Consider the following 12,868-nt stretch of genomic DNA (forward strand, 5'->3'; position numbering starts at 1 on the left):
CACTCTATTCCAAGTCAATCGACCCAACGCCATGTTGCAGGGATCTCATCAATGCATTCACGTGTTCAGGAAGGCCAACCCTATCCGCTCGGAGCAACATGGGACGGTTCCGGGGTCAATTTTGCAATTTTCTCGGCCCACGCTACAAAGGTCGAACTTTGCTTATTCGATGCCGACGGGAAAGAGGAAATCGAGCGAATTGAGCTGCCAGAGTTCACTAACGAAACGTGGCACGGTTACCTACCCGACGCCCGGCCTGGCACTTTATATGGCTATCGAGTGCACGGGCGTTATGAGCCGAAAAACGGCCATCGTTTCAACCATCACAAACTTCTAATCGACCCGTACGCCAAGCAGATCGTGGGTGAACTGCTGTGGGACGATGCGCTGTTTGGTTACACCATAGGCCATCCCGATGCTGACCTATCGTTCGATGAGCGCGACAGCGCGCCGTTCATGCCGCGCTGCCGGGTGATCGATCCAGCGTTTACCTGGGGCAACACGCCCAAGCCAAATATTCCATGGGCCCGTACCGTTTTCTATGAAGCCCACGTGCGCGGTTTTACCAAACAACATCCCAGTGTGCCGGAAGTTGCGCGCGGTACGTTTGCCGCTTTCCACGAAAGTGATGTAGTGGAATACATCAAGTCACTAGGCGTAACTTCGGTTGAGCTGATGCCCATCCATCACTTCCTGGATGACAACCACCTGCTTGAGAAAGGCCTGCGAAATTATTGGGGCTACAACACGTTGGCGTTCTTCGCGCCGCATGCACGCTACATGGCTGGCAGTTCTATCGGCGAATTCAAGATTATGGTCTCGCGACTCCACAAGGCTGGCCTTGAGGTCATTCTTGATGTTGTCTACAACCATACTGCCGAAGGTAACGAGATGGGCCCAACGCTCTCACTCAAGGGCATCGACAACGCCAACTATTACCGCCTGATGCCGGACGATGCGCGCTACTACATCAACGACACCGGTACGGGTAACACCCTGAACATGAGCCATCCTTGTGTACTGCAGATGGTCACCGACTCGTTGCGTTACTGGAGTAACGAGATGGGCGTTGATGGCTTTCGCTTCGACTTGGCGACCATCCTGGGCCGCGAACCCCACGGCTTCGATGAAGGCGGTGGCTTTCTCGATGCCTGCCGCCAAGACCCTACCCTGAACCACGTCAAATTGGTTGCAGAACCCTGGGATTGTGGCCCTGGCGGCTATCAGGTCGGTAATTTCCCCCCAGGCTGGATGGAGTGGAACGACAAGTTTCGCGACGTCTCCCGCGCCTTCTGGAAAGGCGACGATGATCGCCTCGGGGATTTCGCCAAGATCTTCCTGGCCTCTGGCGATCAGTTCAACCGACGCGGGCGCGAGCCGGCCTCCTCTGTAAACTTTATTACCGCCCACGATGGCTTCACGCTCAACGATTTGGTGTCTTACAACGATAAGCACAACGAAGCCAACGGCGAAGATAACCGCGATGGCCACTCGGACAACCGCTCCTGGAACTGCGGCGTCGAGGGCGAAACCGATGACCCCGAGATCATCGAATTGCGCTACCGACAGATGCGCAATTTACTCGCCACGCTGTTCCTGGCTCAAGGCACGCCCATGCTGCTCGCCGGCGATGAGTTTGCAAGAACTCAAGGCGGTATCAACAACGCTTACTGCCAGGACAGCGAGATCAGCTGGATCAACTGGGACATCAGCGAAAAAAGCGCCGAGCTGCAGGACTTCACGCGATACCTGATCGAGCTACGCAAGCGCTACCCGTTGCTGCGTCGCAACCGGTTCTTCACAGGCGTCTACAACGAGCATCTGGATATCAAGGACGTCAGCTGGCTACAGCCCAATGGCCAGGAGATGGGCAACGAGCAATGGAGTGATGGTAGCAACCGATGTATGGGCATTCTGCTGGATGGCCGTGCGCAACCTACCGGCATTCGCAAAGCGGGTGGAGAAAACTCGCTCTTGATTATCGTCAACTCACATTTCGACGTAGTTGCCTTCGTCTTGCCCGAAGTGCCGCAAGGGCAACATTGGAAATTACAGTTAGATACCAACCAGCCGGAACTGGTGGCGGAGGAAGTGTTCAAGTTTGGCGACCACTACCAAGTGACTGGACGTTCGACATTGCTGTTTGAACTGGCCGTCAGCCAGAAAAGGAAACGTCGATAGCCTGCCCCTGAGCGATCCTGCCGGTTGGAAATACCTGACGGACTGAAGCGAACGTCAAAACACCACACTCAGCAGCCATCCGGCCACACCACCACCGATCACGACCAACCATGGCGCTAGCTTCCAGAACATCAGAGCGACCAGGCACGCCAGCGCCAAGCCGAAGTCCTGTGGTTGGTGGATCGCGCTCGTCCATACCGGCTGATAAAGCGCCGCGAGCAGCAAGCCCACCACCGCTGCATTGATACCAAGCAACGCTGCCTGAGTGTGTACGCTGCGTCGTAACTGCTCCCAAAACGGCAAAGCGCCAACAATCAGCAAAAAAGACGGCAGGAAAATGGCCAGCAAGCAAATGAACCCACCGATCCAGCCAGAGGGTGCGGTGCTCATCGAGGCGCCAAGGAATGCAGCAAACGCTAACAGCGGCCCTGGGACAGCCTGCGTTGCCCCATAGCCAGCCAGAAAGGTTTCATTGCTGACCCAGCCTGAAGGCACGACTTCTGCTTGCAACAACGGTAAGACCACATGCCCTCCACCGAACACCAGGGACCCGGAGCGATAGAATGCATCCACCATGGCGAGCGTCTGACTGGGGAGCAACTGACTCAAGATCGGTAAACCAACCAGCAACGCGAAAAACAATGACAACCAGAATAAACCTGCCCGGTAACCGACCTTGATCGGCAATGGATCATGTTCGGCGGCTTGTGCCGGCTTGAACAGGAATAAGCCGGCAACAGCGGCTACGGCAATTGCACCGATCTGCCCCCATGCAGACGGCACCAGCAACGCCACACACGTCGAAATCGCCATGATGGTAATCCGCAACGCATCCGGGCATAGATTGCGAGCCATTCCCCATACCGCTTGAGCAACTACCGCGACAGCCACGACTTTCAGGCCATGCAGCACACCAGGCGCGATGATTTCACCGTAGTTGGAAATACCTAAAGCAAACAGGATGAGAAGGATCGCCGAGGGCAATGTGAATCCCGCCCACGCAGCCAGCGCCCCACGGTAACCCGAACGTGAAAGCCCAAGTGCCATGCCAATCTGGCTACTCGCGGGTCCCGGCAGGAATTGGCAAAGAGCAACCAAGTCGGCGTAACTGCGCTCAGTTAGCCATTGTCGGCGAGTGACAAACTCGTCGCGAAAATACCCTAAGTGTGCAATTGGGCCGCCGAAAGATGTCAGTCCTAGACGCAAAAAGATAAGAAATACAGAGAGCGGTCCACGATCATTCGTGCTGTTTATTGTCATGCGCATGCGTTCCGCATATAGAGGTCAAATCCTCACATCTGTTTACAGGAGATTGATGAACATCACATTGTTAAAACATCCCATCGTTACGTATTCAGGGTGCACGACTGGACGGGGCTTCAAATCCCACAGGTTCTACCAAAAAAGCTATACAAACGAGCGCAGCAAAAGACCACCGCGACAACCAATTCATCAGCCTATTCAAGTTGCTTGCAAGGACGGGGTTATCAGGTTGATCCCTGAGTCTCAGTGAGAGGGTTGCCGGAGCTTCGATCTTGCTTACGTTGCACAAGCAGGTGAACCATCAGGCAGGCATACAACGTCACCAGGATAAACAGCCCCATGCGCACGGCGGCTGCAGTGTAGACGTCCTTGCCGGCGGCGCTGTCCTGCACCGACTGGCCCAGCAGAATAATCAGGGTGATCAGGCTGTTGAGCCAGAATCCGGGGCTGAACCGGGTCGGGCTCAGGGCGTAGAGTTTGCGCGCCAGTACCAGGCCGAACAGCAGCATCCACAAAAAGAACATCCAAAGGTGCACAAACAGGCTCAGGGCGCACCAGAACAGGATCGCCAATGCGCCGCCGAGCAGCGTCGAGCCGAGCAACTCGCGACCGGTGTTGCGCACGGTCGTGGTAGAACTCTGCTGACCGAGGCTGACGGCTTTCAGGATGATCGGCAAGTAGCTGGCCGGATCGATCAGCGCCAGCAGGAACGTCGGCAGCACGATCAACGTGGCGCGCAAAGCGACCCGGTCGACGTCTTCTGCCGGCAGTGTCGGGGCGGCGGATGCTGGCGGTGCATTGGCCGGCTCGGGAAACAGACCATGACTCAACGTCACTACGATCACGGCAAGCAGCAACCCCTTGACCAGCGCACCGATGACCATCAGTGCCAGGTCGAAACCAGCGATCCCGGCAGCCGAAATCATGGTCAAGCCAATTACCAGAAACGTCACGATCAGGTTGTTGCCACCGCGCAGGCCAAAACGAAAAACCACGAACAGACCGAGGCTAATCAGCAACAGCCCACTGACCGGGTAATAGCGCAGCAGCGGAATCAACAACAGCCCGATACCGGTGGTCAGCATCGCCACAAACGCCAGCGCCACCCCGGTCTTGAACGGTAGCGGCTGATTAAGGGTCGCAAGGAACAGCAGCGTCAGCACTGGCGCGAGAAAAGGAATCGGCAACGCCAGACCGAAACTGGCGGCCAGGCACAACGCCGTACCCGTGGCCAGGCGCAGGGTGCGCTGATCCCGGGCGGTGCGCTCAGTAGGCATACGACAACCAGCTCATCAGACTCAAAAATACCCGCCCGAGCGGGTTCAGAGGGTTGCCTTGGCTCGGGAACGCCATGACTTCAGCCTGACCGCCAGCGCGTATGGCCCGGATGCCGCGACTGTCGCGCAGGCTGTTCAAGGCGTCTTCGCCGAACTCGATCACCACCGGAAAGCGCTGGGCCGGGCGCAGCCAGTCACGGCTGTTCTGAATACTCGGCAAGGTGCCAGGCGCTGTCGCTTGGCCAACACTGACGCCATAACCGACACTGCGCACACGGCCCTCGAAGACTTCGCCCGGCAGCGCATCCAGCACGATAGCCACCGGGGTCTCGGGCTGGATCAGGCCCAGGTTGTTTTCGGTCATTTCGGCGCTGATCCACACATCGTGGATGGCGATCAGTGTCATCACCGGGCTGCCGACTGCGGCGAACTGTCCGGCGTCGGTGCGCAGGTCAGTGATCAACCCCGCTGAACGCGCGTAGATGCGAGTATTGGCTAAGTCCAGCTCGGCTTTCGACAACGCCGTCGCAGCGCTGCGTAGCTGTGCGTTCTCCGCCTCGTTACCGCCCTCCTGCTCCTTCGCCCGTTGAACTTCGGCACGGGCCGCCGCCACTTGGCTGGCGGCCTGTTCGAGATTGGCCCGCGACACTTCCAGCAGACGCACAGACACCGTTCCCCGGTCTTCGCGATACAAGCCTTCCAGCCGCTGATTATCCTGTCGCGCCTTGAGCTCGTTGGCCTGGGACGATCGCAGCGACGCTTGTGCCGAGGCGATGCCAGCGGTGCCGGCGCCGATCTGGCGACGGGTCGATTCTAGGTCCGCGCGGGCGCGATCAACGGCGATCTGATACGGCTGCGGATCGACCTCGAAGAGAATGTCCCCGGCCTTGACGTCCTGATTGTTGCGCACGTTTACGCGGATCACCCGCCCCGCCACTTCCGCCGCCACCGGAATGACAAACGCCCCGACCCGCGCCTGCTGCGTGTAAGGCGTGAAGCGGTCGGCGAGCAAGTACCAGACGAGGCTGAGGATGATCAACAGCAGCACCCACTTGATGCCTTTTTTCGCCGGGTCGGCGGCCGGTGCCGTTGCTTTCGGCGCCGGCGCTTCGACAGGGGGCGGTGCGGCTTCACTCATGGTTGTTCACCTTGTCGGGCAGTGGATAGGCGGGCTGCGCAGCGGCGGGGTCGTCCAGCAGGTCGTCCCAGTCCGTTCGTTTTTCCATTTGCTTGCGCGTGGCGCTGTCAATGGTTGGCTGGGCGGCGTACCAGCCACCGCCAAGGGCTTTGTACAGGGCAATCAGATTGCTCACGGCATCGCTGCGGCTGATCAAGTAATTGTCCTGTTGGTCGAGCAGTGCACGCTGGGCATCCAGCACCCGCTGAAAGTCTGAAAAACCTTCGCGATACTGCGCGCTGGCCAGCACCAGCGAACGTTTGGCCGCCACCTCGGCCTGGCGCAGGATGCGTTCACGTTCCAGGGATTTGCTCAGGCCGCTGGCGGCATCGTCAGCCTCGCGGGCGGCCTGGCGCACAGTGTCGCGGTAAGACTCAATCAACTGCTGTAATCGCGCGTCCTGCACCCGCACGTTGTTGCTGATCTTGCCGTGATCAAACAGGTTCCAGCGCAGGCTGGGACCGCCGATAAAATCCAGGTTGTTGGACGTGCCTCCTACCGAACTGGCCGACCATACGATGCTCCCAAGTAAACTCAGCGACGGATAAAAGTCGCTTTCGGCCACGCCGATCAGCGCCGACTGGGCGGCAACGTTCAGCTCAGCCGCGCGCACATCGGGCCGGCGCAGCAGCAGGTTAGCCGGCACATCCTGCAGCACCGCGCGGTCTACCAGCGGGATCAGCCCTTCATTGTCCGTCACTTGCGGCAACTCCCCCGGCGCTTGCCCGGTCAGCACCGACAAGGCATTGCGGGTTCGATGCAGTTGATCTTCGAGGTTGGGAATGCTCGCCAGGGTGCCGAGGTACTGGGTCTTGGCCTGCTGCAGGTCGAGCTCAGCCGTCTGGCCGCTGTTGAACAGTTTGCGGGTGATGTCCAGGCTGCGCTTTTGCTGCCGGGTGTTGTCGCGGGCGACGCGCAATCGCGCCTCGGTGGTGCGCAGCGAAAAGTAGGTGACCGCCACTTGGGCACGCAGCAGCACGAGCGCGTCTTCGTAGTTGGCCTGGGCGGCGAAGTAGCTGGCGTCGGAAGACTCAATGGCCCGGCTGAAGCGGCCCCAGAAATCCAGTTCCCAGCCCACGTCGACGCCTTCGCTGAACTGCAAGAATCGGCTGTTCTGCGGGTTGCTGCCGCTGTACTGACGGCGTTCCACGTAGAGGCCATCAACACTGGCCTGTTGCAGTTGCGGGTAACGTCCGGCCTGGGCGATGCCCAATTGCGCCCGGGCTTCCATTATCCGTAGACCGGCAATTTTCAGGCTGGAGTTGTGCGCATCTGCGTCGACAATCAATTGGTCGAGCACCGGGTCGGCGAAAACTTGCCACCACTGACGGATATCCGGGTTCGCCCCCCGCTCGCTGGTCTTCTCCAAAGCCGGCGTGCTCCAGTGTTTGACCCAGTCTTCGCCGGGTGACTGGAAGTCCGGCCCTACACGCATGCAGCCGCAGAGGCCGAGCAGCAGCAAGAGCGTCCCCGATCTGATCAGCATGACTGCACGTGAATGCATAACGGGTTCCAACCAGATAGATCACTGGAGCATAGCCGGCCGAATAAAATCCGAGCGGAGGTCATTCAAACGTAGTTTGACTCGCTGCCATGTATCAGCTGCTACGCTTTTCAGCGTGCCAACAAACTGCAGCGATCCATCAAAAAGGTGCAACCATCATGACTATCCAACCCCATTCGGCCGGCTGGCGTTTCAAACTGGGTATCGTCATTCTTTGTCTCATGCTGGGATCGTGGCTGATGGTACCGCTGGGTGCTGCCTTTGGTGTGCAGGGATCAAAAATCGCCGCGCTGACGGGCGTCCTGTTTATCAGTAACAAGGTCCTGCTGATCCTGGTTATCGCCATCATGGGCAAGGCTGGGTTCCAGCAGTTGAAGCGCAGCGTGTTTGGTTACGTGACGTCACTGGCACCCAGCTCAGAAACTGAAGTTGGCCCGATGCGGCATCACATCGGTCTCGTCATGTTTTGCCTGCCGCTGATCTCGGCCTTTCTTGAACCCTACGTCGACAGCATTTGGCCGGGGCTGCGGCCAAACCTCTGGCAGCTTCAGCTGTTGGGTGATCTCATGCTGATCGGCAGTTTTTTTGTGCTGGGTGGAAATTTTTGGGACAAGGTGCGAGCCTTGTTTATTCGCACAGCGCGAGTGACCAATGTAGAAGCAGCGTGACTTTACAGATAATCATTTGGCACAAGGTAACTTGCCATTTTCTCGATCAGGCGACCCGTAAAGTCGCCTGATCCAAGCGAGAGCGTTGGAATCAGCCCATCGAAAATATGCTGATCCATGCTATGTATCATTTTGCTTTGAGCTTCATGTAGGTTTGGTTCAGGTCACTTGCCCAGCCGTCCAATACCTTTTCATATCAGTGGCTTTCATTACCTTACTATCATTTTCCAGCGGCGCCCCCGTGCCCTTGCGTACCACCTGCGCGACGATTTGCTGAGTCGCACCATCGAGAAATACCGCTTCTGTCGCAATATTGGTTTCTTGATCACGGGCACCGGAGGCAGTGCTGACGGCCGTTGTTACTAACGTGATATAGAAAGAGGTGTACCGACTCAAATCTAGCTTGGGATCAATCCATCGCATAACCGGCACGCCGGAGGCCGATTGGGACTCTGTCAACCGGCTGTAGTCTTTCAGAAAGCCAGAGTATTCATCAGGTTCGCTTAACTTATTCGCACACCCCGTCGTGGTCAGCGAAGCCACACAGATGAATTCAACAAAAAACCAGTCTCATTCTTGAATCGCCTTGACTGCCGCGCCAATGGCAATGACCGCTCAGTCAATGTGCAAAATGAAAAGCAGACAAGTTTCACTCGTTCATGAGTTTCGAAAGACAAGAGCATAGAAGCATAAGGGGTATAGCAAATATTTGGACTTGTGGTGAGGCGACATTAGGTTTTTTATTTCCTTCAATAGAATTTGCTCAATCGCGATGCGCTTCTATATTGAGGAAGTGCTCTGACTTTCCTGTCTCCTGGCGAGTGCGGCCTATGGCTACGACTGACCAACTGATCATCTGCGAGCACTGCGACTGCGTGTATGAAAAAGTCATGCTCGCCAAACATCAAAAAACTCTGTGCTCCCGCTGCGGCGGCGTGCTCCAGCGCTATAACGGCCTTACATTGGAGCAGCGCCTGGCGTTGACCTTCACCGCATTGGTGCTGTGGATTTTCGCCAATTTATTTCCGGTTATGAGCATCAGTCTCAAAGGCCTGAAAAACAGCGCCACGCTTTGGGATTCGATGCTGGCCCTGAGTCTGGGACCGATCACCTTCATCGCCATGGTCGCAGCAATTGCCATGATCATCGCGCCGATCTTCCAGTTATTGCTGCTGATCTGGGTATTGAGCTTCGCCCTCGCCCGCCAGCGCGCGCCCGGCTTTAAATTCTGCATGCGTTGGCTCGAAACCCTCAGGCCTTGGAGCATGCTCGAAGTCTGTCTGCTGGGGGCGATGGTTGCGGTGATCAAGCTCGCCGGGGTGCTGAATGTGCTGCCCGGTATCGGCCTGTTTGCCCTGGCAATTCTCAGCCTGATGATGATCCGCCTTGCCGGGCGCGATATTCGCGAGCTGTGGGACACCTTATGACAACGCCTCCGCTCGCCAGCGAACTCGGCCTGTGCCTGTGTCACTCCTGTGGCCTGGCTTGTGACATCACCCACGCCCCTCATGAATGCGAGCGTTGCGGCGCCCCGCTGCATCGGCGTAAGACCAATGCCCTGGCCCGGACTTGGGCCTATATGTTCACCGCGCTGGCGTTTTACGTGCCGGCCAATCTGCTGCCAGTGATGAACACCAAGATGGTCGGCAACAGTGCCGACAGCACCATCATGAGCGGTGTATTGGAGTTTTGGCAGCATGGTGCGTGGGACATTGCACTGATTATTTTTATCGCCAGTATCGCGGTGCCCGGCATTAAGTTCGTCGCCCTGACGCTATTGCTGATTACCGTTCAGCGCGACAGCCAATGGGCGCGCAAGGAGCGCTCGAAACTGTACCGCTTTGTCGAGGTCATCGGCTATTGGTCAATGCTCGACGTCATTGTGGTGGCGTTGGTTGCCTCTTTGGTGAAGTTTCAAGCCCTGGCCGATATCGAACCGCGCCCGGGCATTCTGTTTTTCGGGCTGGTGGTGGTGTTCACCATGCTCGCGGCCATGAGTTTCGATCCGAGAATGATCTGGGATAACCCGCCGGACAAACCACACAACGAGGAGGTCACGGATGAAGTCCCAAGCCACTGACGGGCCGCAAGCCCCAGGTCAGGCCAATATCAAGACCCGTCGTTTCAGCGTATCGCTGGTATGGATCGTGCCGATTGTGGCCGTGCTGGTGGGGATTTCCCTGGTGGTACACAGTCTCATGCAGGAAGGCCCGACCATTGTCGTGACCTTCAAGACAGGCAACGGCCTTACCGCCAACAAGACCGAAGTCAAATACCGCAATGTGGTGATCGGCCTAGTCTCGGACGTGGAGTTGAGCAACGACCAGAAGAGCGTCGACGCCACGATCAAGCTGTCCAAACAGGCCGCAACCTTTACCAGCGAAGACTCGCAATTCTGGGTCGTGCGCCCGCGTATTGGCGCTGGCGGTGTGTCGGGCATCGATACATTGTTGTCCGGCGACTACATCGGTGCCGATATCGGTCACTCCGACGGTCGCTCGAAAAACTTCAAAGGCCTGGAAAACCCGCCGCCCATTACCTATGGCGAGCCGGGCAAGCGCTTCACCCTGCATTCCCAGGACCTTGGTTCGCTGGACATCGGCTCGCCGGTTTATTACCGCAAGATCCCGGTCGGCCAAGTGGTGGCCTATGCGCTGGATCCCGACGGCAAAGGCGTCAACCTCGAACTGTTCATCCACGCGCCCAACGACGCCTATGTCACCGAAAACACCCGGTTCTGGAACGCTAGCGGTATTGACCTGAACATCGGCGCCAACGGCTTTGCGGTGAAGACTGAATCACTATCGTCATTGCTGGTCGGTGGCATCGCTTTCCGTGCCCCGGACTATAGCCCCAACGATCAACCGGCCACCGCAGAGAAATCCTTCGAGCTGTTCGACGACCAGCAAACTGCCCTCGCCCCGCCCAATGGCAAGGCGCAGTATCTGAGTCTGCGATTCGAGCAGGCCCTGCGCGGGCTCAAGGTCGATGCACCGGTGGAATTCCTCGGCATGGAAATCGGCAAAGTGGTGACGATAAATCTGGATTTCGACGAAAAAAAACGTAGTTTCCCGGTCAATGTCGGCATCGTGATTTACCCGCAACACCTCGGTCATGCCCGCCTCAAAATGATTGAAGCCCTAAAGCATGACCCCATTGACGAAGCCGCTAGCATACGGCTAATGGGTACCTTCATCGAAAATGGTCTGCGTGCCCAAGCCCGTAGCGGCAATCTGTTGACCGGTCAGTTGTACATCTCGCTGGATTTCTACCCTAAAGCGGAAAAAGTCACGTTCGATCCAAATGCCCGGCCGGTCAGCATCCCGACCATTCCTGGCAGCCTCGAGCAATTGCAGGAACAACTCCAAGCCATGGTCGACAAGATCAACAAGCTGCCGGTGGAACGGATTGCCAGACACCTCGACAGCAACCTCGTCGAGTTGCGCAAAGGCCTGGCGCAATTCAACGCCAAGACCCTGCCCGGCGTGCAAACCACCCTGGCGGACGTCAGCAAGACCTTGCAGTCGACCAGTTCGACCCTGGCCGAAGACTCGCCGCAGCGTGAACAACTGACCCAGACCCTGGATGAACTCAAACGCATGTCGCGTTCCCTGCGTGAACTCTCGGATTATCTGGGACGACACCCGGAATCGCTGATTCGTGGCCGTCCCGACAATGCGGCGCCGTCAGATCTGCAAGGGCCACCGCGTAACTGACCACAGGAGCAACACCCATGGCTTTTTCGCCAAAGTTTACGTTGGTCGCCGCGCTGCTAATGCTCACCGCGTGCCGCAGCGATCCGATTCACTTTCACACCCTGACCCCGGCACAACCGGCGCGAGGCAGTGGTGTCGAAATCAAGATCGAAGGCCTCAGCGTGCCGCCTCAGGTTGACCGGCCGCAGATCGTCATTCGCCAGGGCAATAGCAGCTTGGCGATCCTCGAAACCGACTGGTGGGGTGCAAGTCTTGCGGATGAATTGCGCAGTGCACTGGTGGACCAACTGTCGAACGCCAACCCGCCACACAAAGTGTCGTTGCGGGTGGATGTGCAGCGCTTTGACTCGATTCCCGGCCAGTATGGCTTGATCGACGTCAAGTGGCGCCTGCGCCCACTCGGCGCTGGCGATAACTCGCTGGTCACCTGCCGCAGCACGTTGCAGACGCCGTCAGGACCGTCCATCGAAGATCTGGTGACAGCCCAACAGAACAACGTCAAACGCCTAGCCGCGTTGATCAGCGAGGCAGCCAGCAGGATATCGGATGGCTGCCCTGCGACACAGTAATAACGTCTGAATGGGCCAGCTAAGTCCGGCACGCAATTTAATTGGGCGATACATTTGGGCGTTATATACCCACCCGTTTGCAATACATCTCAATTTAGGCATATCGACTATGCGGCATATTTGGAAGAGGTATCTGGAACTGCTAGAGCTCGATCTGAGTTCGCAAATCTTTGACAATATTAAGAATTTGGTTGTATGTGCTCTTCTTTTTGCAGCGGGTACCAGCGCGCTGAGAGGAAAGCATGATCTTTTTATTGGGGTCTTGGTTTCCGGTATGGCTGGGTGGGGCCTAATCGCTTTATCAACCATCCTTTTGGTGCTCAATATAAGTGACGGAGTTCGCAGGCTCGCCAAGCTACGGTTCCCCCTTTTCCTCCAACTTTCCCTTATCGCTGCTTATGTGCTGATCGCAGAACGACTTGTAGAGTTAGTTTGGGGCTTTCGATCATTCTGAGACGAACGGCATAAAAGCTGCCGCAGCCCCGGTGTCAGGATAGTTGTCGCCTCTCCGGT

At 57.3% G+C, this 12,868-nt stretch carries 11 protein-coding genes and 1 pseudogene; 7 read left to right on the forward strand and 5 right to left on the reverse strand.

Annotated features, from left to right (window positions below; all coding sequences use genetic code 11):
• The first annotated feature begins 51 nt into the window (after positions 1-51).
• The gene (glgX, locus tag ACZRKZ_RS21320) at positions 52-2,181 is read left to right on the forward strand and encodes a glycogen debranching protein GlgX (RefSeq protein ID WP_463982672.1); all 2,130 of its coding nucleotides are present in this window, start codon (positions 52-54) and stop codon (positions 2,179-2,181) included.
• Positions 2,182-2,235: 54 nt separating this feature from the next.
• Here the strand turns inward: glgX and chrA are convergent, their stop codons facing one another.
• The 4 genes from chrA to ACZRKZ_RS21340 form a co-directional block, all read right to left on the reverse strand.
• The gene (gene chrA / locus ACZRKZ_RS21325) at positions 2,236-3,441 is read right to left on the reverse strand and encodes a chromate efflux transporter (protein ID WP_463982736.1); all 1,206 of its coding nucleotides are present in this window, start codon (positions 3,439-3,441) and stop codon (positions 2,236-2,238) included.
• A 227-nt stretch (positions 3,442-3,668) separates the two neighbouring features.
• Entirely contained in the window at positions 3,669-4,721 is a 1,053-nt protein-coding gene (locus tag ACZRKZ_RS21330; RefSeq protein ID WP_463982673.1) for a DUF2955 domain-containing protein, read from the reverse strand.
• Positions 4,711-5,859: an HlyD family secretion protein gene (locus ACZRKZ_RS21335; protein WP_463969266.1), complete on the reverse strand. Its 1,149-nt coding sequence runs from the start codon at positions 5,857-5,859 to the stop codon at positions 4,711-4,713. The genes ACZRKZ_RS21330 and ACZRKZ_RS21335 overlap by 11 nt, the downstream gene beginning before the upstream one ends.
• Positions 5,852-7,384: an efflux transporter outer membrane subunit gene (locus ACZRKZ_RS21340; protein WP_463982674.1), complete on the reverse strand. Its 1,533-nt coding sequence runs from the start codon at positions 7,382-7,384 to the stop codon at positions 5,852-5,854. Before ACZRKZ_RS21340 ends, ACZRKZ_RS21335 begins: the two co-directional genes overlap by 8 nt.
• Before the next feature lie 176 nt (positions 7,385-7,560).
• Here ACZRKZ_RS21340 and ACZRKZ_RS21345 point away from each other — a divergent pair, with 176 nt between their 5' ends.
• Positions 7,561-8,070 (forward strand): transporter suffix domain-containing protein, encoded by a 510-nt coding sequence (locus ACZRKZ_RS21345; protein ID WP_133102813.1) that lies wholly within the window; start codon positions 7,561-7,563, stop codon positions 8,068-8,070.
• 127 nt (positions 8,071-8,197) lie between these two features.
• Here ACZRKZ_RS21345 and ACZRKZ_RS21350 read toward each other — a convergent pair.
• Positions 8,198-8,619, reverse strand: a pseudogene (locus ACZRKZ_RS21350) (DUF3313 family protein).
• A 281-nt stretch (positions 8,620-8,900) separates the two neighbouring features.
• Here ACZRKZ_RS21350 and ACZRKZ_RS21355 point away from each other — a divergent pair.
• The 5 genes from ACZRKZ_RS21355 (at position 8,901) to ACZRKZ_RS21375 (ending at position 12,809) form a co-directional block, all read left to right on the forward strand.
• Positions 8,901-9,497 (forward strand): paraquat-inducible protein A, encoded by a 597-nt coding sequence (locus tag ACZRKZ_RS21355; protein ID WP_463969264.1) that lies wholly within the window; start codon positions 8,901-8,903, stop codon positions 9,495-9,497.
• A complete protein-coding gene (locus tag ACZRKZ_RS21360) occupies positions 9,494-10,150 on the forward strand; it encodes a paraquat-inducible protein A (RefSeq protein WP_463982675.1) in 657 nt (218 codons plus the stop codon). The genes ACZRKZ_RS21355 and ACZRKZ_RS21360 overlap by 4 nt, the downstream gene beginning before the upstream one ends.
• Complete coding sequence (locus tag ACZRKZ_RS21365) at positions 10,131-11,786, forward strand: PqiB family protein (protein WP_463982676.1); 1,656 nt, start codon at positions 10,131-10,133, stop codon at positions 11,784-11,786. Before ACZRKZ_RS21360 ends, ACZRKZ_RS21365 begins: the two co-directional genes overlap by 20 nt.
• 17 nt (positions 11,787-11,803) lie before the next feature.
• Entirely contained in the window at positions 11,804-12,355 is a 552-nt protein-coding gene (locus ACZRKZ_RS21370; RefSeq protein ID WP_463982677.1) for a PqiC family protein, read from the forward strand.
• A 109-nt stretch (positions 12,356-12,464) separates the two neighbouring features.
• A complete protein-coding gene (locus tag ACZRKZ_RS21375; RefSeq protein WP_463969590.1) occupies positions 12,465-12,809 on the forward strand; it encodes a hypothetical protein in 345 nt (114 codons plus the stop codon).
• Positions 12,810-12,868 lie beyond the last annotated feature (59 nt).

It is taken from the genome of Pseudomonas sp. c313 (genome assembly GCF_055407145.1).

Bases quoted from the DNA above. Each gene is read 5' to 3' on its own strand.
- glgX (WP_463982672.1), top strand. From the start codon at position 52: ATGCATTCACGTGTTCAGGAAGGCCAACCCTATCCGCTCGGAGCAACA.
- chrA (WP_463982736.1), bottom strand. From the start codon at position 3,441: ATGACAATAAACAGCACGAATGATCGTGGACCGCTCTCTGTATTTCTT.
- ACZRKZ_RS21330 (WP_463982673.1), bottom strand. From the start codon at position 4,721: ATGCCTACTGAGCGCACCGCCCGGGATCAGCGCACCCTGCGCCTGGCC.
- ACZRKZ_RS21335 (WP_463969266.1), bottom strand. From the start codon at position 5,859: ATGAGTGAAGCCGCACCGCCCCCTGTCGAAGCGCCGGCGCCGAAAGCA.
- ACZRKZ_RS21340 (WP_463982674.1), bottom strand. From the start codon at position 7,384: ATGCTGATCAGATCGGGGACGCTCTTGCTGCTGCTCGGCCTCTGCGGC.
- ACZRKZ_RS21345 (WP_133102813.1), top strand. From the start codon at position 7,561: ATGACTATCCAACCCCATTCGGCCGGCTGGCGTTTCAAACTGGGTATC.
- ACZRKZ_RS21355 (WP_463969264.1), top strand. From the start codon at position 8,901: ATGGCTACGACTGACCAACTGATCATCTGCGAGCACTGCGACTGCGTG.
- ACZRKZ_RS21360 (WP_463982675.1), top strand. From the start codon at position 9,494: ATGACAACGCCTCCGCTCGCCAGCGAACTCGGCCTGTGCCTGTGTCAC.
- ACZRKZ_RS21365 (WP_463982676.1), top strand. From the start codon at position 10,131: ATGAAGTCCCAAGCCACTGACGGGCCGCAAGCCCCAGGTCAGGCCAAT.
- ACZRKZ_RS21370 (WP_463982677.1), top strand. From the start codon at position 11,804: ATGGCTTTTTCGCCAAAGTTTACGTTGGTCGCCGCGCTGCTAATGCTC.
- ACZRKZ_RS21375 (WP_463969590.1), top strand. From the start codon at position 12,465: ATGCGGCATATTTGGAAGAGGTATCTGGAACTGCTAGAGCTCGATCTG.